Source organism: Chitinophaga sp. 22620, from assembly GCF_052044405.1.
Lineage (GTDB): Bacteria > Bacteroidota > Bacteroidia > Chitinophagales > Chitinophagaceae > Chitinophaga.
This window is the reverse complement of sequence record NZ_JBQEMV010000002.1, coordinates 906,327-927,490: the sequence shown is the minus strand read 5'-3', so window position 1 is coordinate 927,490 and position 21,164 is coordinate 906,327. Positions and strand designations below refer to the sequence as shown.

Annotated in this window: 19 protein-coding genes; 13 read left to right on the top strand and 6 right to left on the bottom strand. The window is 48.7% G+C overall.

Annotated features, from left to right (window positions below):
- Positions 1-85 precede the first annotated feature (85 nt).
- The 4 genes from ACTJIK_RS13490 to ACTJIK_RS13475 all read right to left on the bottom strand — a co-directional run bounded on the left by ACTJIK_RS13490 (position 86) and on the right by ACTJIK_RS13475 (position 2,504).
- Positions 86-832: a hypothetical protein gene (locus ACTJIK_RS13490; RefSeq protein ID WP_440646885.1), complete on the bottom strand. Its 747-nt coding sequence runs from the start codon at positions 830-832 to the stop codon at positions 86-88.
- A 152-nt stretch (positions 833-984) separates the two neighbouring features.
- Positions 985-1,311, bottom strand: a complete 327-nt coding sequence (locus ACTJIK_RS13485; RefSeq protein ID WP_440646884.1) for a thrombospondin type 3 repeat-containing protein — start codon at positions 1,309-1,311, stop codon at positions 985-987.
- Between the two features lie 594 nt (positions 1,312-1,905).
- Positions 1,906-2,169 carry a helix-turn-helix domain-containing protein gene (locus ACTJIK_RS13480; RefSeq protein WP_440646883.1) on the bottom strand — a complete coding sequence of 88 codons (264 nt, stop codon included), beginning with the start codon at positions 2,167-2,169 and terminating at the stop codon, positions 1,906-1,908.
- 107 nt (positions 2,170-2,276) lie between these two features.
- Entirely contained in the window at positions 2,277-2,504 is a 228-nt protein-coding gene (locus tag ACTJIK_RS13475; RefSeq protein ID WP_440646882.1) for a helix-turn-helix domain-containing protein, read from the bottom strand.
- Between the two features lie 119 nt (positions 2,505-2,623).
- On the opposite strand from ACTJIK_RS13475, the gene ACTJIK_RS13470 reads away from it, so the two are divergent.
- The gene (locus tag ACTJIK_RS13470; protein ID WP_440646881.1) at positions 2,624-3,526 is read left to right on the top strand and encodes an antitoxin Xre/MbcA/ParS toxin-binding domain-containing protein; all 903 of its coding nucleotides are present in this window, start codon (positions 2,624-2,626) and stop codon (positions 3,524-3,526) included.
- 10 nt (positions 3,527-3,536) lie between these two features.
- Positions 3,537-3,959, top strand: coding sequence for a hypothetical protein (locus tag ACTJIK_RS13465; protein WP_440646880.1), 423 nt, complete (start codon positions 3,537-3,539; stop codon positions 3,957-3,959).
- Between the two features lie 6 nt (positions 3,960-3,965).
- Here the strand turns inward: ACTJIK_RS13465 and ACTJIK_RS13460 are convergent, their stop codons facing one another.
- Together ACTJIK_RS13460 and ACTJIK_RS13455 are read right to left on the bottom strand one after the other, a co-directional pair.
- On the bottom strand, positions 3,966-4,442 hold the full coding sequence (locus ACTJIK_RS13460; protein WP_440646879.1) for a hypothetical protein: 477 nt from the start codon (positions 4,440-4,442) through the stop codon (positions 3,966-3,968).
- 209 nt (positions 4,443-4,651) lie between these two features.
- Entirely contained in the window at positions 4,652-5,551 is a 900-nt protein-coding gene (locus tag ACTJIK_RS13455) for a winged helix-turn-helix domain-containing protein (RefSeq protein WP_440646878.1), read from the bottom strand.
- A gap of 154 nt (positions 5,552-5,705) precedes the next feature.
- Here ACTJIK_RS13455 and ACTJIK_RS13450 point away from each other — a divergent pair, with 154 nt between their 5' ends.
- The 11 genes from ACTJIK_RS13450 to ACTJIK_RS13400 all read left to right on the top strand — a co-directional run bounded on the left by ACTJIK_RS13450 (position 5,706) and on the right by ACTJIK_RS13400 (position 21,157).
- Entirely contained in the window at positions 5,706-6,077 is a 372-nt protein-coding gene (locus tag ACTJIK_RS13450) for a hypothetical protein (protein ID WP_440646877.1), read from the top strand.
- Positions 6,074-6,721 carry a YceI family protein gene (locus tag ACTJIK_RS13445; protein WP_440646876.1) on the top strand — a complete coding sequence of 216 codons (648 nt, stop codon included), beginning with the start codon at positions 6,074-6,076 and terminating at the stop codon, positions 6,719-6,721. The genes ACTJIK_RS13450 and ACTJIK_RS13445 overlap by 4 nt, the downstream gene beginning before the upstream one ends.
- Before the next feature lie 45 nt (positions 6,722-6,766).
- On the top strand, positions 6,767-8,374 hold the full coding sequence (locus ACTJIK_RS13440) for a two-component regulator propeller domain-containing protein (RefSeq protein WP_440646875.1): 1,608 nt from the start codon (positions 6,767-6,769) through the stop codon (positions 8,372-8,374).
- 89 nt (positions 8,375-8,463) lie between these two features.
- Positions 8,464-8,718 (top strand): hypothetical protein, encoded by a 255-nt coding sequence (locus ACTJIK_RS13435; RefSeq protein WP_440646874.1) that lies wholly within the window; start codon positions 8,464-8,466, stop codon positions 8,716-8,718.
- Between the two features lie 554 nt (positions 8,719-9,272).
- On the top strand, positions 9,273-10,100 hold the full coding sequence (locus ACTJIK_RS13430; protein WP_440646873.1) for an HAD-IIA family hydrolase: 828 nt from the start codon (positions 9,273-9,275) through the stop codon (positions 10,098-10,100).
- A 288-nt stretch (positions 10,101-10,388) separates the two neighbouring features.
- Positions 10,389-10,979, top strand: coding sequence for an RNA polymerase sigma factor (locus ACTJIK_RS13425; protein ID WP_440646872.1), 591 nt, complete (start codon positions 10,389-10,391; stop codon positions 10,977-10,979).
- Between the two features lie 141 nt (positions 10,980-11,120).
- Positions 11,121-12,194 (top strand): FecR family protein, encoded by a 1,074-nt coding sequence (locus tag ACTJIK_RS13420; protein ID WP_440646871.1) that lies wholly within the window; start codon positions 11,121-11,123, stop codon positions 12,192-12,194.
- A 314-nt stretch (positions 12,195-12,508) separates the two neighbouring features.
- Positions 12,509-16,006, top strand: coding sequence for a SusC/RagA family TonB-linked outer membrane protein (locus ACTJIK_RS13415; RefSeq protein ID WP_440646870.1), 3,498 nt, complete (start codon positions 12,509-12,511; stop codon positions 16,004-16,006).
- Positions 16,007-16,023: 17 nt separating this feature from the next.
- Positions 16,024-17,499, top strand: a complete 1,476-nt coding sequence (locus ACTJIK_RS13410; protein WP_440646869.1) for a RagB/SusD family nutrient uptake outer membrane protein — start codon at positions 16,024-16,026, stop codon at positions 17,497-17,499.
- 125 nt (positions 17,500-17,624) lie between these two features.
- Entirely contained in the window at positions 17,625-18,551 is a 927-nt protein-coding gene (locus ACTJIK_RS13405) for an ABC transporter ATP-binding protein (protein ID WP_440646868.1), read from the top strand.
- A 47-nt stretch (positions 18,552-18,598) separates the two neighbouring features.
- Entirely contained in the window at positions 18,599-21,157 is a 2,559-nt protein-coding gene (locus ACTJIK_RS13400; protein WP_440646867.1) for a Gldg family protein, read from the top strand.
- Positions 21,158-21,164 lie beyond the last annotated feature (7 nt).

The following is a 21,164-nucleotide window of genomic DNA, read 5'->3' as shown; positions in this document are numbered from 1 at the left end:
AATTATCCCAACACCGCCTTATTATGCTACCATCTTCCTTCTTTTAAAGGGTTGTAGATATTGTTATACTTAATTGAAGGTAAAATTAGGAAATGACATTTTTTATAGGGCCTGCCAATACCCGGTATTCTCCTTTTTGATTTTTCAGTGAACGCATGGTCAACGGTTGCTCACATCGGATGTTGTCGACTATCGGCAAGGTCAGGTCAGTATTAAGCCATTTAAGGTAGGCCGGAGAAATCCAAATTACTGGCTGCTTAATTTGAGTTAATGGTTGGTTATTCAATACTTTTAAACTCATTTCCGGCACTGACAAATCATTTGCCAACATGAGATAAAGTGCTTGTGCATTACCAAATTGCATGTGCCGGTAGTTCAAATTTTTCACATCTATTATGATCCCCTTTTTCCCATGTGCGTCCTTAAATCCCATTCGATAATATATCTCATTGAACTCGGTTAATTGAAGAAAATCCAACTGGTAGCCTTCTTTATGAACGATTCTTTCACAAACTAACAACTGCGCCAATACGTCTAAAAAATTACTGAGAGTACTTTGTAAGAAAGAATGAAGTTTTTCATAGATCATCATCCACTGGTCGGATGGTAGCTTTTCTTTTAATCGGGTGACCAAAAACTCAAGATAAAGCCAATCCACCGTGGTAACAATAGGTTTTATATCCACCTTGGCAGAGGAGCCAAAAGGCAACGCCAAAGTATTTGCGTACAGCAAATCATCGCTTTGAACCCTTATGGTATTCAAGTCTCCAAACAGTCGGGTCAGCATTGGAAGCTGTATCCTTTTTCCATTTCTTGTAATCTGAGAATTCATTTTTTTCGATTAACAGAACTAGTTAAACAGCGTATAAAAATTACAAAGCGGCGGGATTCGCGCTAAATTTGAATTGCTATTAAACTTGGAAATGACTGTTCCTTGTTAAGCAAGGAACAGTCATCCGGAAACCTTTTTTAAAAATATTTTTTTTAAACCGGACATCCATTGGCGTCAACCGGTGTGCCTAAAGGGGTGTTAGGACAAAGGTCAACTTCGTCAGGAACACCGTCAATGTCCTGATCACCTTCACCGCCCCCCTCGGTTACAGGACATCCCCAAGCATCCACCTGGACGCCTGCAGGTGTATCCGGACAACGATCAACGCTATCTTCCACACCATCGTTGTCACGATCGCCTGCGGCGTGTTGTGCGGTTACCTCCTGTTTCGGTTGTGTGGATGCCTGTGCAGGCATTTGTTGAACAGCCAGCAGACTGGCACTGATAATTACAGCTAAAATGGTGAGAATAGTTTTCATAATAAAAGGGATTAATGATGAAATTAAAGGTTCTAAAATCGTTGATAATTACCTGCCAGTGCTCAATGTTAGCGCACTGCACTGGTATACAAAAATCCACGCAATTTCCTGTAGACATGACAGATTACATTAGTGAGGATGCCTGTATTTGTTAATGAGCTAAAATACGTGGTGGCTTCTGCATGAGTAATCGTAGTTATCCAATCTTGTACATGCAAAATAGATTACTCCAGTGCAGAGTAATAATTTGGGGTAAACAAAAAAACAATCCTTTCATAGTGATAAAATTTGGGTTCTAAGGGCTTCAGATGGGTTTCCTGATCATCTTAGCTTATAGGTATCAATATTGAAAATAACCCAATCGTTTTAAAACCTATATTTTTTTTTATGAAAAATTATCCGTAATTGTAAAGGTTCTGTTGAAGAATTGCAATGTGGGCAAGATGAACTATTCGCTTCGCCATTTGCTTCTCATTTTACTTCTTGCTGAATAATTCAGTTCTCATGATTCGTATTGCTAATAATTTATTCCTACTACGATAAGTGTACTTACCTCTAAGCTGAAAATTACAATAACGTTCAAGTATTCGAACTTCATTCAGCTGGGAGTTGTGCAGGCTGCACCAACTCAAAAGGCGCATCAGGAAGGAAATCTTTAGGAGAGCAATTAAATATTAAGGCGAACTTATTAAGATGCTGGAGATTATACCTCTTACTATACTTCGGGCTCTCCGCCTGTCCCACAAATCCGTTTGAATTAAATCCCGCCTTCTCAGAAAGTTCTTCCTGGGTCATTTTTGCCGCCTCACGTTTTTCGCGGACTTTATCTATAATGTAGTTGTCTATTGGGGATCTCATAGTTAATCACCTATTGGTAAGTGAAAAGGTGCCGGGATGTAAAAACTTTATCAATCACCTATAGGTGAGTATTTGCAGAATTTCCCTATCTTTGGTGTAAATAATCACTAAAGCGGCTTCTTTGGCAGGAAGTCCTGGGGACTGCATTCAAGTATTTTGGCTAACTGGTTGAGATGCTTGATATTATAGTGGGAAGGATACTTCGAACTTTCTACTTTACCAATAAACCCCACGGACATATTCAGCTCAAAGGCCAACTCTGCCTGGGAAAGATTCCGCTCAAGGCGCTTTTCCTTTACTTTATTGATAACGTATTGATCGATCTTGCTTTTCATAATCACCTATAGGTAGGTATAAAGATCAGGTGTTCCTATCTCTAAGACAATCACCTATAGGGAAGTAAATAAATTTCAAACCATGGAAACAGTAAAAAATTACCGTCATCCGGGACGATGTGCTGGCTGCAAACACCAAAGAACTTTCCGCACAGCTTTCCCGGGAATTCAGCGAAGTAACCACTGAATGCTGGAAAGCCGGGAGGCCGCAGGACATTAAAAGTGACCTCCACATTATCGGGCCTGACCTTCGCCAGGAAAAAGTCATACCCACGGCAAAAAGCATCCGGAAGCAAAGTGAAGCTGTACCTATTATTGCCATCCGCCCGGAAAATAGTCTACCCTTCAAACTAGCCTTGTTTGATGCCGGTCTGGATGACTATGTCCGTGCGCCATATCATGCCGGGGAGCTGCTGCGCCGCATCCGGGTGTTCCTGAAGCGTACAAAGCGCCTGGAAGCTTACAGGCCGGTAACTTTTAAAATGGCCGACCTGCTTTTCGACTATCATAGAGGAATGCCGCTGGAGCGAGCCACCTTCTACCGTAAAAGAAAGGACGCAGCCCGTTTGTCGCACGCTGAGACCACCACTGAAAAGAAACCCATGTTGCAGGACTTTCTCGCTTCACCGAGAGCCTTAGCCAGGCTGCAACATCTACCCTTACAGGATCGTATACAGTTCGTGCAGGCGGATATTTCCAAAGTGCAGCTCGCGGAAATCAAGAAAATCCTGCATTTTGACTACGACCTGTTAAGCCGCCTGCTGCTGATCACAGAGCGGTCTTTGCATTTAAAAAAAGAAAACCAAGTGTTCAGCCCCGGTGTCAGCGACCGGATCATGGCGATCCTGGAATTGTACAGCTTCGGGTATGAAGTGATGGGCGGCTCCGCAGATTTCCATGAATGGATGAGGCAGCCCCAGGAAAAGCTGCTGGGCTACAGCCCGCTCATCTCGATCATGACCCACCCTGGCCTGCTGGCAGTCAGGTCCGCTTTAAATAACATCCAATACGGTCACCTCTAAATATTTACAGATGAAATTGATACGATTAGTTCATAAAAAAGAAGCCCATAAGCTGGCAGAGAAACCACTGACCGGCTGCACCCTCTATCGCGGCAATCCTTTCTTCTATGGCTTCGATGCCGTTTCGGCAGCAATTATAGAAAGCCAGGTATACATGGCCCTGGGCGAGATACCACCTTCCATATTAGTCGTGGAATACGTTATTCCGGACAACAGCCTACACGTTTTTAATGAATTGCCGGTATATGAGGATTACGCTCACGGGAGCCATCATTTGGGAGCTTGGGTGAGGGGCTTCCTTAAAGACAAGGCCGCCCTGGTAGCGGCATTTCCTTCAAAACATTGGGCAAGGCAGCTAAACTATATTGTAAACCCAAGGCACGAGCTCTTCCCAAAGGTGGAGATATCGGAGATCAGGAAGATATATCGCTGATATGAGTCACTTTGCCCGGCTGCGGAGCTCCATGGCTTCCGCTTCTTTTTGCCGGGCCTGCTTCAGTAATTGCCAGCGGCGCTCCCGGGCGGCTTCTTCCTTCTTCACCGTGTCCCGGAGGCGGTCAGGCCCGGCAAGCTCCAGGCTGTCCGCCACATGCACCCACCGCAGCACCGTTCTGTCATGCTGTAACCATAGATACCGAAGCTTCGTGTCGCTGCTCCTGTAATCGGCCAACCGCTGCCAGCAGGAAAACCAGCCCATTATCACCATCGCCAGTACCAGGAAAAGCCCGGCGGACATCCAAACCAACTTTGGTACATGGTGGCGGTGATGATGCGGCACCGGCAGGGAAAGCTGGTGTTTTAATCCGGTCATTTCCCGGGAAAGGAGATGCACATCTACCTGAAACTTTGCACTCCGGGCCGTAGATTCTTTCAGCTCCTTTGCCAGCTCTGCTGCCAGGCAATTAAGCCCGGTCATTTGCGAAAGCAATGCTTTAATATCATGTATCTCCCCCTGCTGGCGCTTAAGCTCAGATTCATTTTGCCGTGAGGATTCCATGAGAGACTGCAAGGCTCGTACGGGTTCGACTCCCGTCCCGGGTACAAACCCTCTTTACATTCCGTAGAGAGGGTTTTTGTGTTTTTAGTGAATGCTGGTAAGATCCGTTCGGAGCGGGAAAATTCTTCTTAAGCGCTAATTTCAAGCTTATATCCTTTTCCGCGTATAACAGCAATTTTGATGTTCGGATCAGGTTCCAGTTTTTTTCTAAGTTTTGATATGAACATATCCAGACTGCGCCCGACAATAACACCTTCATCTTCCCAAATTTCTTTTTGCAGCCGGCTTCTCTCTATGATCTCGTTGGGAGACGATGCGAAAATGAGCAATACACGGGTTTCCGTTCCGGTCAGGTCTGTTGCATTTCCATTTATTACCAGATTCCGGTTCTTCGCATCGAACAACACCGAGCCCAAAGTGAACAAACTGGTATCACCTGCATCCTGACCCTCAGGTAAACCTCTTCGCGGCTTAGCAGATCTCAAAAAAATAAAACCAATAAATGCTAAAAAAGGCAGGCTGCCCAGAAGATATCCATTCTTTGCGTTATTTATCTTTGGCGGCTTGAATTTAATGTTGATCATGTAGCGTGCGCTGGGTTGCTCTCTTCCTATGCATGCTACAATATCATCTTTTTTATTTTTAGATATAGCGTATCCATAAGCTACACTAGAGTCGCCACTGTTCAGAACGTTAACAATATAGTCACTGGCGAGGGGGTCTTGGGCCAGCAAACGCCCGATAGTATTCACCAGGGAGCCCGGTCGAAAAGTAAGTTCCTTCTCAAACCTGATCTGGTATTCATTTTTTGCGATCTTTTTCACCGGAAGTACCCGCGATCTGCTGTCGCCAGACTGCAGAAGTAATTCATGCCCGATCCTGCGGAGCAAAACTTCTCTTCTGGCGATAGCAAAGTCGTCACTGCCGGTCATGCTGAAAGCCACACAGATTACTGCGATAAACAAAAGTAATATCAACGCGTACAAGTACCTGCGTTTCCCGGAGAGGAGTTTTTGGCTATTAGACATACTATTTACGCTTTATTTACAAAGTTTACATTTCTATTTACAGTCCAAATGCCCTGTGCTGAAAGATATCAAAGTAATTTCGCTGCATCAACTTTTATATGCCTGACCGCTCCCGGAACCGCGCAGCAATTACCAATATTAAACAAATAAATTTATGAAATACGTATATGTTTTATTTTTAATGCTTGTATTTCACACCTCCTGTGAGCAAAAGCAAACGGAACCACATAAAGATAATATCAATTACAATATCAAAGACACCGTCACTTCCTACGGGCCTAACTCAATGGTCCGGAATGTTAAGCAAGATAGAAACGGAAACATTTTGTTTGCCGCATCATGGGGTGGTGCTTTCCGCTACGATGGAAAATCGTTTACTAATCTCACAAGTAAAATAGGTTCGGGCAGATACGGAAGTATTTGGTTTGGATCTATGAAGGGAGTGCATCGCTATGATGGAAAGACCATCACTTTACAATCATTTATCAATTATCATTTATCAATCAATATTATTTCTGTAGTATGAAAAACAAGATATCACTCTCTCACTTAATTTTAATTATTGCTCCTTTATTCTTCGGTTGCAATGGACCTGTAAAAGGGGAAAATAACAATAATGCATCGGCAAGCTCCATATCCTTACATGTTGGGGATGAAAAATATTTTCTAATAGATACGAAGGAAAGTGTTGTAGCATGGACAGGTTCAAGTGTTCATGGTAAGCAGGAAGGGTACGCCTATATATCAAAGGGAGAATTGTTGATTGAAAACGGTCAACTTATGGGTGGTACCGTTGAAATAGAAATGAAAAAAATTGAGGGTCCTGGCCACTCGAGAGATAATAACCTTATTAATCACTTAAAAGGTCCTGATTTCTTTGATGTTAAAAAATTCCCCGTTTCTACAATTGCCATTTCCAGCGTTACATCAATAAATGTTGAGGATAAAGAAATCACTGGGAACCTGACCATTAAAGGTATCACACACCCCGTTACTTTTCCGGCTAAAATGGAAATGAAAGACGGAATTGTCAAAGCCAGTGGTAAGCTCGTCATTGATCGAACACTATGGGATGTCCGATATAAATCCGGAAAGTTCTTTGATAATTTAAAGGATCAAGCTATTTCGGATTCCATTGAATTCCATATTAAGATTGTAGCAAAAAAATAAGGTTAATTGAAATTCTTAAGTAATTAAAAGAAATTAAAAGAAATTATGAAATACGCACACGTATATGCTATGTTCCTGGTGTTTGTTTTTCACTCCTCCTGTGGACAAAACCAAACAAACGTACCACAAGATAATATCAGGTCCGAAATTAAAGACATAGGGCCTAACATGATGGTTCGTAATATAAAAAAAGGCAGAAATGGCACCATTTTGATTGCTGGCCCGAACAACTCATCATTTGGTGATGTTTTTCGATACGATGGAAAATCTTTTACTAATCTTACAAGTAAAATAGGTTCGCACCAATTCTGGGATGTCCTGGAAGATCGGCGAGGAAATATTTGGTTCACTTCTACTGATTCAGGCGTTTATTATTACAACGGGAAATCCATTCAACATTTCACTACCACGGAGGGACTTGCCGATAACCGGGTTAGGTCTGTTTATGAAGATAAAGCTGGCATTATTTGGTTCGGCACTGGAAATGGCCTGAGCCGTTACGACGGGACATCCTTTCGAAATTTTAAAAACCCGAACGCCCCGCTTTTTTATAAAGAAGGTCATTTGAATAATGATATTAATACGATCATGGAAGATAAAACAGGGAAATTGTGGGTGGGTACACAGGGCGACGCCTTTGTTTATGACGGGGAAAAATTTACCACTTTAACCCATAAAGGCGAACCCTTTCTCGACGTTTGGGGTATAATGGAAGATAGAAAAGGCAATATTTGGCTCAGCGGTTTCAATGGCTGGAAAGTAAGCCGGACCGGTGGCCTTTGGCGCTATGACGGCAGTACCTTTACTAAGGTATCGCAGAGAGGTGCTTATGCTATAATCGAAGATAAAAAAGGAAACATCTGGACCACTGGTTCAGTAAATCCTGCTAATTGGGCTATCCAGGCACTTTCCCGTTATGATGCAAAGTCCTTGCATAGTAATGAGCCCACTGTAACCGAAATTATGTCAGGAAATGCTTTCTTTGGGCTTTTGGAAGCTAACGATGGAGGTATTTGGTTTGGATCTGCAACCGGAGTGTATCGTTATGATGGAACCACCATCACGGACTTTTATAATAAAGAGGGTCAGAAAAAATATATCATAGATACGAAGCAAAGTGCTATAATATGGAAAAGTTCTATGGTACTTGGTGCATGGGAAGGTTCTACGTTACTTGGTGATGGTTCCAGTACAGGGCACGTCGATATAAAAAAAGGAGAATTGTTGATCGAGAACAGTCATCTGGTGGGCGGTGCAGTTGAAGTCGACATGAATACAATTGAACAAAAATTTGATGGTAAAGGTCCATACAATAAATCACCTGAATTTTTTGATGTCAAAAAATTCCCTGTTTCTACATTCGCAATTACGAAGGTTGAAATATGGAATAATAAAAATATAAAAGAGACAGGGGACTATATAAAAGTTACAGGTAACCTGACCATTGAAGGTATCACGAAGACAGTTACTTTTCCAGCCAAAATGGATTTTAAGGACAGAATGGACGGAACTGTCGTGGTGAATGGCACGCTGATCATTGATCGAACAGATTGGGGTATCAATTATAACTCAGAAAAGTCCTTTGATAAGTTTGGTGAAGGAGCTATTTCGGACGATGTTAAACTCTTTATGAAAATCGTGGCAAAAAAATAAATATCTGAATATACAAAAGACTTTAACCAAATCAGATCATGTTATCCTTGCGGATCCTGATCTTTTTTCAACTTTAATTAAAAACTTATATGAAATATTCAGCCGTTTTAAGCATTCTCATCCTGTCCGCTTGCGGATGCAATCGTAATGAAGTGAGGACAAAACTTTTGAACGAACAAGAAATCCTGAAGGATAGCGCTAATAATATAACCGAAAGGATAGGTGGCTACATCCAAAAAGGCGTTTACGACAGCGCAGAGGCTAAAAAGAAGCAACTTGGAACCGTTCATGCCCGGTTAATAGATATCCAATCTTCAATTGATAGTCTTGAAAAAATGAAATAGTAGTTACAGAAATTTCAAACTGGCTTCCGGATCTTGAGATTTTCTAAAAACCCCCTTACCAATTTCAAAAAATCCGCCAGGTATTCCGAGGATCTCCCGTCATCCGTACGAATATTTACCAGGTTTTAAAGGCTTCCGTGAGGAGGCCTTTATTGTTTTCAGGAGGATTTCAGACAATTTTCAGGCAAATACTTTTGTAAGAAATTGCGCCGGATGTAACGAACCAGATCCTATTAAAATTAACTGGTTTTCCCCGGACTCAACGCTCAGTAATATCCGTCACATAACGCGGTATTGAAATTTTTTTTATCGAGTTGAGTTTTTTTTGTACCCACTACGAATAGCGATTTAAATTTAAACATTTCAACATTTGTTGTATATTTGAACAAATAGGCCTTACTCTGCAAAGAGGATACACCGGGGCCAAGCTCGCCTTTCAAATCTCCACGAACTAAGTCTGAATTCACATTTCATCTTGCAGGCCGATAAGCTTCGCATGGTTGTTTCCTTATGACCTGCACACTGAAGTACGGCTGCGTATAAAAACCAAAATTATGAACCAGAAAGGATTTCTAATCGACATGGATGGCGTCATTTACCGGGGTGCAGAACCTATCCCCGGTGCAGTTGAGTTTATTAATCAGCTCCGAAACCAGGGCTTCCCCTTCCTTTTCCTCACCAACAACAGCCAGCGGACCAACCGCGATGTGTCCTACAAGCTGCGAAAATTAGGCTTTAATGTAGAAGACGAAGACGTCTTTACATGCGGTATGGCTACGGCCCGCTACCTGGCATCCCGTACCCCGCAAGCTACAGCCTATGTGATAGGCGAAGGTGGCTTGCTTGCGGAACTGCATGCCGCAGGTTTTTCTATTGTAGACGATCATCCGGATTATGTGATCATCGGTGAAGGCCGCACGATCATGCTCGAATCGGTCGATAAGGCAATTAACATGATCATGAACGGATCCAAACTGATAGCCACTAACCTGGATCCCAACTGCCCTGTTGGTAATGGAAAATACCGGGCCGGTTGCGGTGCGTTTGTGGCGATGGTAGAGTTTGCCACCGGAAAACAGGCTTTCAGCGTAGGCAAGCCCAGCCCGGTGATGATGCGTATGGCCCGCAAAAAACTGGGGCTCTCTACCGATCAGACTGTTATGATCGGTGATACCATGGGAACGGATATCCTGGGAGCTGGTTCAATGGGCTTTACCACGGTACTTACCCTGTCCGGGGTTACCAGTGCCGAAGATCTTAGTCAATACAGCTACCAGCCCGATTTTGTGATATCCTCCATTAAGGACCTGCTCGATGAAGCGCTCTTTGAACAGGTACTGGGCAATACTAAGGAAATCGCCGAAGAGGTGCAATACCCGTAAGCGCTTATTTAATATCGGACAACCAGCAGCACTGCTATCAATAGTGGAATTTAGTAATCTCATCCCGGCAGTGATACAGCATATCCGCAGGGCAAGGGGGCGCTGGCCTCGTTGCTCTGCGGATATGCTTCCTGAACAGGCAGATGAATATTGTTCAAAGCAGGTTCGATGGGCAACAACCCGCTATCACATTAAAAAAGATACCCCTATCATGCCTGACGAAACGCTTTTGCTTCTTAATCCTTTTTATTACATTTAAGTCAGAAATCAACCAGGATACGGGACTGAATGCATATTCAAGCAGATAATGAGGATGTTTTACTGAAAAAAATCGCTGAGGGCGACCAGGATGCCTTCCATGTGATATATTATCACTATGCGCCCCGCCTGTACGGAAAACTGCTGAAAACACTGCATTCGGAAGATCTCGCCTCCGAGATACTGCAGGAAGTATTCATTACCATCTGGCAAAAACGGGCGCTGATAGATCCTTCGCGCTCATTCCGCTCCTATTTATTCAAGATTGCAGACAACCTGGCCATAGACCTTTTCAGGAAAGCCAACCGCGACCACGCAATAATGGACCGCCTCATGGCCGCCAGCATTGACCATTATACGCATACGGAAGAATGGCTGGAACAAAAGGAAAAGGCCGGCCTGCTCGATAAAGCCATTGAAGCGCTGCCTCCCCAGCGCAAAACCGTGTTCATCCTCTGTAAACTGGAAGGGAAAAGTCATGACGAAGTAGCCCGCATGCTGAACATCTCTCCCTCCACTGTTAATAACCACATCGTAAAAGCCATGCAGAGCCTGCGCAATTACCTGGCTGACCATCCGGACGCCGCGGGTACGCTGCTGCTGTATTTCCTGCTCCAATAATTTTTTTTCCGGGGCAGTAGTTATTATCCTTCCCTTGACCGTATTAGCTATATGGAAGAAATGTACCATGAAGAGGAGCTTCGTTCCCTCTTCAGCAAATATTTGCAGAAGAACTGCTCTGAGGAGGAGATAAGGCTTCTTATGTCCTACTCAGAAAAGGAAACATTTTTCCCCGCCTGGCAGCAAATGCTGGAAGAAACAGAAGACGAAAGATCCGCAGAAGAACTCTATAGCCTTTATAAACCCGTTATTGACAAAACTTACGTGCAGATCGTTGCGGGCACTGCGCCGCAAAAGCAGAAACCAACCATTACCCGCTACTGGTGGGCAGCCGCAGCCGCCGTGCTGTTGCTGCTTTCCACTGGTATTTACCGCTGGCGGCAGCCTTCGCCCACGGAAATAGCGCAGGTGAAACACGATGTGCCGCCGGGTACGAACAAGGCAACGCTTACCCTGGCGGATGGTTCGGTGGTTCCGCTGGACAGTGCGGGGAGCCGCACTTTGCTGCAAGGCGGCGCCACCGTGCGCCAGCAGGGCGGCCAGCTTATCTACGACGTACAGGAAACGACCGCCGCCATCACCTATAACACCCTTCATACTCCCCGTGGCGGCCAGTTCCGCATCACATTGCCGGATGGCACCGGCGTATGGCTGAATGCCGCCTCTTCGCTGCGTTATCCTACAGCATTCACCGGCAAGGAAAGGGCTGTAGAGATAACGGGGGAAGCTTATTTTGAAGTGACGAAAAACGCCGCGATGCCTTTCCGTGTAAAAATTGCAGGCCAGGCGGAAATAGAAGTGCTGGGCACCCGCTTCAATGTAACGGCCTATGAAAACGAGCACACTATCAAAACCACGCTGGTGGAAGGTTCCGTTAGAATGCGCGCGAAGGGCCAGTCGCTGGTGATGGCGCCCGGGCAACAAGCCGAGCTCACATCCGCCGGCCAGCTGCGGATCGTGAAAGACGCCAGCGCGGAGCAGGCTACGGCCAAAGATGGTTTCTTCAGCTTCAACAAGGCGGACCTGCCTTCCGTTATGCGGCAGCTGGCCCGCTGGTACGACCTGGAAGTGATCTACCAGGATACGATTCCGCATGCTGAATTCACGGGGGACATCGATAAATCGCTTACACTGGACCAGGTGCTGAAAGGCCTGGCACGCAACAGGATACGTTACAGGATAGAAGAAGGCAGGAAGCTGATCATTCTGCCGTAAATACTTTAGATGAGAGAACTTTAGCCAAAATCAGAGAGTACAGCCTCTACAGGCTCGCACAGGCACAAAAAAAACCGGGCGCAAGATTGGACACCTTTCCCGGCTTTTGTTCCAGCGAATGCTTCAGGTGCGTTGAAACTCCTTTATTCATTCAACTTAAACAGTACAAAGGTATGCAATTTCAAAGTATTACCATGCGGCCTTCCCGTGCCTGTACCTTACGGGGGAGCCTGTCAACCAAAAACGCAGCCGCGATGCCGCGGAGCCATGGATCGATCTTCCGCCGCGCCGCCTGCAAAAAAATCTTTTTAGTCATGAGGATCACATTCATGCTTATCCTGGCAGCCATCCTTCAGAGCAGCGCCAAATCTTCGGCACAAACGGTCACTTACACCGGCAAGCCTGCTTCCCTTGAACAGATGTTCAAAGTGATCAGGCAGCAAACGGACTACCGCGTGTTCTACCGCGCGGAAGACCTGGACAGTGCCGGCACCGTGAATGTCCAGCTCAACGATACCCCCTTGCAAACCGCGCTGGAAATGATACTGGCCGGCCAGCAGCTCGATTTCGTGATACAGGGGCGGACCATTTTCGTCAATAAAAAAGAAGCCCCCCCGTTTATGGTAGTACGCGGCGCTGTGGTAGATGAAAAACAGCTGCCCATTCCCGGCGTAACGGTGTTTGCCCGTAAAAGCATGATCGCCACCGTGACGGACGAAAGAGGGATTTTTGAGCTGAACCGCATAGTGGAAGGCGACTCCCTCCGGTTTACCAGCATTAATTACGAGAATATCACCATACCCGCCGATTCCAGGGCCTTTGTACGGGTCGTCTTGAAACAGCGCATTACCAACCTCACCAGCATCATCGTATACAACACCGGCTACCAGAGCCTGGACAAAGAAAGGGCTACCGGTTCCTTTGGTAAGGCCGACATGAATATTTTCAGCAAACGCACCGGCACTATGGATGTGATTGCCCGGCTGGAAGGGCAGATACCCGGAATGCAGATCCTCGTCGGCACCAACAGCGATAATATAAACCGCAACGGCAGCGGCGTATCCCTGCGCAAAAGCGTTATACGTGGAATAGGCTCCAGCCGGCTGGAAACAACTCCCTTATATGTCCTGAACGGTGTGATCGTAGCGGATATGAGCGCCGTAAACCCCGATGATATTGAAGACATTACCGTACTGAAAGACGCAGCCGCCGCGGCCATCTGGGGCGCAAGGTCCGCCAACGGCGTAGTGGTGATCACCACCAAATCAGGCGCGAAGAACCAGCGCATGTCCGTGAATTATAACGGCTTCGTGAACTATTCCGAAAAGCCAAACTTTGATTATGCGCCGATGATGACCAGCCGGCAATATATAGACGCGGCGAAGGAAGTATTCAATCCCGTGGCATATCCCTACAGGTCACAAAGTTTCTTCGCCCCGCACGACCGCATATTGTACGACCAGGCGCTGGGCCGCATTTCAGCGGCCGAGGCCAACCGCAGGCTGGACAGTCTTGCTTCCATCAACAACCAGGACCAGATCAGGGACATCTGGTACCGGCATGCCATTACCACCAATCATACCGTGTCTGTAAACGGCGGCGGCAACACCTATTCCTTCTACGCGTCACTGGGCTATACTGGCACACAGGGCGATGCACCGGGGGAAAGGAGCAATTCCTACAAGCTCAATCTTACGCAGAACGTTAATGCCGGCAACCGCGTGCAGGTTTCGCTGAACACCTCACTGATCAATACGCTCAGCAAAAATAAAAGACCCGCTCCCGTCACTTATAGCTTCCTGCCCTACCAGCTGTTCCGTGATGCGTCCGGCAATAGCCTGAACATAAATTACCTGAACGGCTACCTGGATTCCGTTAGCCAGGACTATGCAGCCAGGAGCGGTATCAACATGGATTTTGATCCGGTTAAGGAAACAGAATACGGTTATTCCGAATCCAATCTTCTCGCCATCAATGTAACAGCCAACGTTTCCGTAAAACTGTTCAAGGGCCTGATGTTCGCCGGCACCTACGGCTACCAGAAAGCGCCCGGCACCAGCACTACATATGCGGACAACAAAGCGCTGGAAGAACGCAAGCAGCAGCTCAGCCTGACCGTTGTGAACAACGGCGTGCCGGAATACCTGTACCCGCGCACCGGCGGCCGCCTCACCACCAATACCAGCGACCAGCGCAACTGGACCGTCCGTAACCAGCTCGCGTATTCCGCCAAATTCCGCAAAGGCCAGGACGAACTTCTTCTGCAGGCCGGCCAGGAAGTACAGGAAGGCATGAACTTCAGGAGAAGCATTGCCATTCCCGGTTACGACGATGCGCTGGGCACCTACGCCCTGCTGGATTACGAAAGGCTGAGGGCAGGAGTTTTTCCTACCGTCACGGGATACGGCTATCTTTCCGTTGTACCCTTCCAGACCAGCAAGGACATCACCCGGTTCATTTCCTATTTCGGCCTTGGCAGCTACAGTATGATGAATGGCCGGTACAACCTGGATCTCAGCATCCGGCAGGATTACAGTAATATGTTCGCCAGCGAGATTTCTTCACAGAATAAACCCGCCTGGAGCATGGGCGCCAGGTGGAGGCTGAGCCAGGAAAAATTCCTGAGCCGCGTTAAATGGCTCAACGACCTTGGTATCAGGGCCACCTACGGCATTACCGGCAACTCCCCGTATGTAGGCGCCGCATCACAATACGACGTGCTGCGGTCTTTCACCAACGTAGAATCCTTCCTGCATCCCCTTGCAGCCGGCGACTCCTATAAACTGTCCGGCGTAGCCAATAAAACGCTGACCTGGGAGAGAACCGATAATATCAATTTCGGTATCGATTTTGCAGTGCTCAACCGGAGGATCAGCGGCGGGATAGAACTCTATCAAAGGAAAACCACAGACCTGATAGGCACCACCATCCTGAATCCTTTTTCAGGATATAGCTCCCTCACCGGTAACATCGGCGAATTGCAGAATAAGGGATTGGAGCTCAGCATCCGGTCTGAGAACATCCGCACCAAAAATTTCATCTGGGCAACCTCCTTTACTCTCGGGCATAACAGGAATAAACTGATCTCCTATAGCAAACCGAGCGCATTTTCCAACACTGTAAACGCCAGGATGGGCAATGTTCCTTACCTGGTTGGCTACCCGAACAATCCTTTGTTCGCCTACCAGTTCGCCGGCCTGGACAATATGGGCGATCCGCTGATCTACCTTGCGGATAAAAGCACATCCAAAGCTTACAACATCGCCAAGCTGGAAGATATCAAGTACATGGGCACCTCCACGCCCAGGTTCACCGGCGGTTTCAGCAACACCTTCAGCTACAAAGGGCTTAGCCTTTCCATGAACATGATCTATAACATGGGTCATGTGATGCGCAAGCCGGTAAATACTTTTTATGAAGGAAGGCTGGCAAGCTCCGGCAGCTTCGGCAGCGGTAATATCCCGCCCTTCTTCCTGGACCGCTGGAAGAAACCGGGAGACGAAGCCTTTACCAATGTGCCCTCCTATGTACCGGATTATTTCACCAGCTCGCAGCGCAGGAATGTTTCCTACTATACACAGGGCGACATTAACGTAGTGAGCGCATCTTATATAAAGCTGCGGGATGTTACGCTTTCTTATGACCTGAAACCGCAGGCGCTGCGGTTCCTGAAAATACAGCGTGCCGGCATTTACGCACAGGCCACCAACTTCCTCGTATGGGCCGCGAACGATGCCGATATCGATCCGGAATACGGGTATTCCGCACCGGTGATGCACAGCTACAGCCTGGGCGTAAACCTTTCGTTTTAATTTTTAAAGAGACATCCATGAAGAAACATATTCTTATTTCAATATTCCTGCTGGGCGCCTTCGCCGCCTGCAAAAAGAGCTGGCTGGAAATAGTGCCGCAGGGCAGCCTGGTAGCTACCACCACGCAGGATTACGACAAGCTGATGAACGATCCGGATTTCTATATCTGCTATAACATAGGCGGATGGGGCGAGGCCCAGCTGATGGGGGATGAAGTGGCGGCTGAAAGGCCTTACTTCGTGAACAAGAGCCCGATCCGTGACGCGCTTTTCCAGTGGAAAGACAGCGTTTATCCACAGCCAAGTGAAACGCCCTTCACATTAAATATGAACCTCCGCATGATGTACGAGCTGAATAAGATCGTGGATGAAGTGATGGGTTCCGAAGGCGGCACCGAAGCGCAAAAAAAAGGTATCCGCGCCGAAGCGATGGCCACACGCGCGTTTACCATCTTTAACCTGGCTAATTTCTATTGCAAGCCGTATTCCGCTTCCACCGCGGCTTCCGACCTTGGGTTTCCTTTCACCGATGTTCCTGATGTGAACAAAGATGATTTCCAGCGTGGCACTTTACAGGGCACTTATGATTTTATTGTGAAAAACCTGAACGATGCGCTGGCGGACATACCGGCGAAGCAGCCGATCGTTACCCGCATGTCCAGGCCCGCCGTGGAAGGCTTACTGGGCAAGGTCTATGTGTTCATGGGCAAATACAGCGAAGCGCTGCCGCTGCTGAAAGACGCGCTGGTACATGTTACCGCGAACGGCCAGACCTCCCTGTACGACTACAATCAAACCCTTGCTCCCGGCGGCGCTTTTATGCCTATCGACCCGGTTGCCGGCCCTAACGGTCCCAACCTGAACCTGCTCGACCTGCGTGAATCCGTTGTCTCCAAAATTTACACCAGCGGCTTTTACACCGGCAACCAGACCGGTTCAGACGGATTGGTGCTCACCCCGCAGGCACAGGCGCTGTTCGGCCCGGACGACCTGCGTTTGCTGTTCTACACCAGCAAAAACCCGGACAACTCCGTCAACCCCGCCGGAAGGCTCCGCAAATACGGCGCGCCTTTTCAAACCAACCAGTTCTCCAGGTTCGGCCTGGAGCTTTCCGAACTGTACCTGCTGCTCGCAGAATGCAAAGCCAGAACCGGCGATCTCACCGGCGCGGCAGCGGACCTGGAAACGCTCCGCAGGCACAGGATGCCGCCTGCCGGCGCAGTGGTGCCCGCGGCTATCGCAGGTAACCGGACCGCATTGGTAAAGTTTGTCATCGAAGAGCGTATCCGCGAATTTGCGATGGACGGCTACCGCTGGTTCGACATGCGCCGGCTGTCCGTAGACCCCCTGTTCGCCGGTACGGCTCATACACATACCATGTACAACGAGGACGGCAGCACTGCCGTATACACGCTGCGGCAGCCCAACCGCTGGGTGCTGAAGTTCCCGCGCTTTTTTACAGACGCAAATCCTGAAATGCCGGACAATCCATAACACCAGGCAATCCAGGGCCGGAGGCCAACCACTGCCGGGCATGCCGCAGCACCTGCGCAATGCCCGGCAAAGCCCCGGCCATGCCCAAATCATAAACATATCAAACTCATAACACTCATACCATTATGACCAGTATCGTAAAACTTGAGCGCCTCTCCCACCGGTACTCCAGCGCCTGGGCCATCCGTGACATCAACATGGAAATAGCACAGACGGGGATCGTAGGGCTGCTGGGATCAAACGGGGCGGGTAAATCCACCACCATGAACATCCTCTGCGGCGCGCTGAACCAGACCGAAGGGAATGTGTACATCAACGGCATCAGCATGCGCGAGCAGCCTGAGCAGGCTAAGAAAGAGATCGGCTTTTTGCCGCAGAACCCGCCGCTGTATATGGACCTCACCGTGGACGAATACCTCAGCTACTGCGCAGGCCTCCGCCTCATGCCGAAAGACGCCATGAAACCCGCTATCAAAGAAGCAAAAGAACGCTGCGGCATCGACCATTACAGCAGCCGCCTCATCCGCAACCTTTCAGGCGGCTACCGCCAGCGCGTGGGCATTGCGCAAGCCATTGTTCACCGCCCGAAGCTCGTGGTGCTGGATGAACCTACCAACGGCCTGGACCCGAACCAGATCATCGAAGTGCGCGCGCTGATAAAAGAGATCGCGCAGGACAGGGCCGTGATCTTTTCCTCTCACATCCTCTCGGAAGTACAGCTGCTCTGCAAAGAGATCAAGATGATCGAAAGCGGCAGGATCGTATTCTCCGACACGATGGACGCCTTCAACAACTACGTGGAACCGCACAGCGTGCTGATCCATATGGAGAATCCTCCTTCCGCAGCGGAACTGCAAAGGCTGGAAGGCGTTACCCGCGTGGATTTCCTGACGGAACGCCAGGTACGCGTTTACTTCAGCGGCGGCCAGGACATCACGGAAAGGATCGTAACGGCCAGCGTGCAGCACGGCTGGAGGCTGCGGGAGATCAGCCTCGACAAAAGCGCGCTGGATGAAATATTCAAGCAATTATCCACTCAACAACATAATTAAGTGCGATCCCGCAAAGCGGGACTGCATTAGCTCCATAAAAAATAAGTATGAAAACAATATTCAGAATTGCGAAAACCGAGTTGCGCACCTTGTTCTACTCGCCCATTGCGTGGTTCCTGCTCATCGTCTTCCTCGTACAATGCGGCATTGCATACCTGGGAAGCGTAAGCGGCATGGCCCGCATGCAGGAAATGCGCGGAGTGGTCATGATGGGAGGCCCCATGTCTCTCACCGAACAGATCTTTTTAGGCCGTGGCGGCTTGTTCCAGGGCGTCATGCAGAATCTTTACCTGTATATCCCGCTGCTCACCATGAGCCTCATCAGCCGCGAAACCGGCAGCGGCACCATCAAGCTGCTGTACTCCTCGCCTATCAGCGTAAGGGAGATCGTGTTTGGCAAATATCTCGCCATGATGATCTACAGCCTGCTGCTGGTAGCCATTGTTAGCATCTTCGTGATCACAGGTCTTTTCCAGATACCTCATCTCGATACCGGCATGCTCCTCACCGGCCTGCTGGGATTTTACCTGCTGCTCTGTGCCTATTCAGCCATCGGCCTGTTCATGTCATGCCTCACCACTTACCAGGTAGTAGCCGCCATCTGCACCTTCGTGATGATCGGCATCCTGAGCTATATCGGCACGCTGTGGCAGCGCATCGAATTTGTACGGGAGCTTACCTACTTCCTGTCTATCCGGGGCCGTACGGAAAGTATGCTGGTCGGTTTGCTGACCACCAAAGACGTGATCTATTTCTGCGTGATCGTGTATATTTTCCTCGGCCTCAGCATTTTTAAGCTGAAAGCGGGCATGGAATCAAAACCGGCTATGGTGAAAGCGGGAAGATACATCGCCATTGTAGCCTCCGCGCTGCTGATCGGCTATATCAGCTCAATTCCCTCGCTGATCGGCTATTACGACGCCACTGCCAACAAAAGCAGAACGCTCACGCCTAAAGTGCAAAAGATACTCACGGAGCTGGGTGACGAGCCGCTGGAGATAACCGCCTATAACAACCTGCTGGACCGGTTCTATTTCCTGGGCGACCCCGCCTCGTACAACGCCAATTCCGACCGCTGGGCGCCGTACCTGCGATTCAGGAATAATATAAAACTGAATACCATAAACTATTACGACAGCGCAAAAGGCAACGACTTTATCTGGAAGGCCTATCCCGGCAAAAACCTGAAAGAAATGGCGCAGCAATACGCCAAGAACCAGGAGATAGACCTCAAAAGCTTCAAATCGCCGGAAGAAATGCGGAAGATCATAGACCTTCGGCCCGAGCAGAACCGTTATGTGATGCAGCTGAAATGGAAAGGCAGGACCACTTTCCTGCGCGTGTTCGACGACCAGACCATGTGGCCCGGCGAAACCGAGGTGGCCGCTGCGCTGAAACGCCTCCAGCAGGCAAAGCTGCCGAAGATCGCTTTCCTCACCGGCAACCTGGAAAGGAATATCAGTAAAATGTCTGACCGCGACTATAAGATACTTACCAACTACCCCACTTTCCGCAACTCGCTGGTGAACCAGGGGTTTGATGTACTGAGCATTTCGCTGGACACGACAGATATTCCCGCCGATATTTCCACATTGGTAATAGCGGACCCCAGGATACCGATCGCACCCGCTGCCATGGAGCGTTTGCAGCAATACATCCGGAACGGCGGCAACCTGCTGATAGCCGGCGAACCCGGCAGGCAGGCGATAGTGAACCCGTTGCTGCAGGAGCTGGGCGTACAGCTTACGGAAGGCATGATCATACAGGAAAGCGCCGAGATGGCGCCGGACCAGGTAATGCCGGACCTCACGAAAACCGCGGCCGGATTTTCCAAACCCCTGGCCAAAAGAGCGGAAGACAGCGTGAAGGTATTCATGCCCAGTACGGCCGGCCTTGCCTTTACCGGCAACAGCGCCTATGCCATCAAACCGCTGCTGGTATCCGACGCAAAGCTCACCTGGAACAGGCTCAAACCGCTTGACCTGGAGATGGTGACCAACGCGGTGGCCGCTGAGAACACCGACAGCCCTGTCACCTTTGCCGTGAAGAAAACGGGCGAAACACCGAAGGACGGCGCAGCTGCCAACACTTCATTCACCGCGAAAAAAAGCAATGCCCCTTCCAAAGAGGAAAAGAGCAAAGCGCCGGCTGCAAAACCGCAAGTAACTTCAGCTCCGGCAGAGGAAATGGCTGTGGAAGAAGGCCCTTACGGCGGGCCCGGCAGCAGGCCGCGAACCGCCGTGGCGACTGTCAGCTTTTCCGCCGCTGACGGCGATGTAAGAGGCCCTATCCCGACTGTCGCGAGCCTCACCCGGCAGGTAAACGGCAGGGAACAGCGTATCGTGGTGGCCGGCGATGCGGACTTCATCAGCAACCAGGGCCTGCGCCGCCCCGGTACCGCCAATTTCATATTCACCACCGCGCTGTTCAGCTGGCTGAGCAACGGGGAATTTCCTATAGACGCTTCCCGCCCTGACCCGAAAGACACGCGCGTAAACCCCTCACAGGATGATATGGGCCTGCTCCGCCTGATGTATCTCTGGATAGCGCCCGCCACCCTGCTGGCTTTTGGCGCCATCCTGCTGATCAGGCGTAAAAGAAAATAAAAAGCAA

Bases quoted from the DNA above. Each gene is read 5' to 3' on its own strand.
- ACTJIK_RS13400 (WP_440646867.1), top strand. From the start codon at position 18,599: ATGAAAACAATATTCAGAATTGCGAAAACCGAGTTGCGCACCTTGTTC.
- ACTJIK_RS13440 (WP_440646875.1), top strand. From the start codon at position 6,767: ATGAAATACGCACACGTATATGCTATGTTCCTGGTGTTTGTTTTTCAC.
- ACTJIK_RS13410 (WP_440646869.1), top strand. From the start codon at position 16,024: ATGAAGAAACATATTCTTATTTCAATATTCCTGCTGGGCGCCTTCGCC.
- ACTJIK_RS13450 (WP_440646877.1), top strand. From the start codon at position 5,706: ATGAAATACGTATATGTTTTATTTTTAATGCTTGTATTTCACACCTCC.
- ACTJIK_RS13455 (WP_440646878.1), bottom strand. From the start codon at position 5,551: ATGTCTAATAGCCAAAAACTCCTCTCCGGGAAACGCAGGTACTTGTAC.
- ACTJIK_RS13430 (WP_440646873.1), top strand. From the start codon at position 9,273: ATGAACCAGAAAGGATTTCTAATCGACATGGATGGCGTCATTTACCGG.
- ACTJIK_RS13425 (WP_440646872.1), top strand. From the start codon at position 10,389: ATGCATATTCAAGCAGATAATGAGGATGTTTTACTGAAAAAAATCGCT.
- ACTJIK_RS13490 (WP_440646885.1), bottom strand. From the start codon at position 832: ATGAATTCTCAGATTACAAGAAATGGAAAAAGGATACAGCTTCCAATG.
- ACTJIK_RS13480 (WP_440646883.1), bottom strand. From the start codon at position 2,169: ATGAGATCCCCAATAGACAACTACATTATAGATAAAGTCCGCGAAAAA.
- ACTJIK_RS13420 (WP_440646871.1), top strand. From the start codon at position 11,121: ATGTCCTACTCAGAAAAGGAAACATTTTTCCCCGCCTGGCAGCAAATG.
- ACTJIK_RS13475 (WP_440646882.1), bottom strand. From the start codon at position 2,504: ATGAAAAGCAAGATCGATCAATACGTTATCAATAAAGTAAAGGAAAAG.
- ACTJIK_RS13435 (WP_440646874.1), top strand. From the start codon at position 8,464: ATGAAATATTCAGCCGTTTTAAGCATTCTCATCCTGTCCGCTTGCGGA.
- ACTJIK_RS13465 (WP_440646880.1), top strand. From the start codon at position 3,537: ATGAAATTGATACGATTAGTTCATAAAAAAGAAGCCCATAAGCTGGCA.
- ACTJIK_RS13460 (WP_440646879.1), bottom strand. From the start codon at position 4,442: ATGACCGGGCTTAATTGCCTGGCAGCAGAGCTGGCAAAGGAGCTGAAA.
- ACTJIK_RS13415 (WP_440646870.1), top strand. From the start codon at position 12,509: ATGAGGATCACATTCATGCTTATCCTGGCAGCCATCCTTCAGAGCAGC.
- ACTJIK_RS13445 (WP_440646876.1), top strand. From the start codon at position 6,074: ATGAAAAACAAGATATCACTCTCTCACTTAATTTTAATTATTGCTCCT.
- ACTJIK_RS13405 (WP_440646868.1), top strand. From the start codon at position 17,625: ATGACCAGTATCGTAAAACTTGAGCGCCTCTCCCACCGGTACTCCAGC.
- ACTJIK_RS13485 (WP_440646884.1), bottom strand. From the start codon at position 1,311: ATGAAAACTATTCTCACCATTTTAGCTGTAATTATCAGTGCCAGTCTG.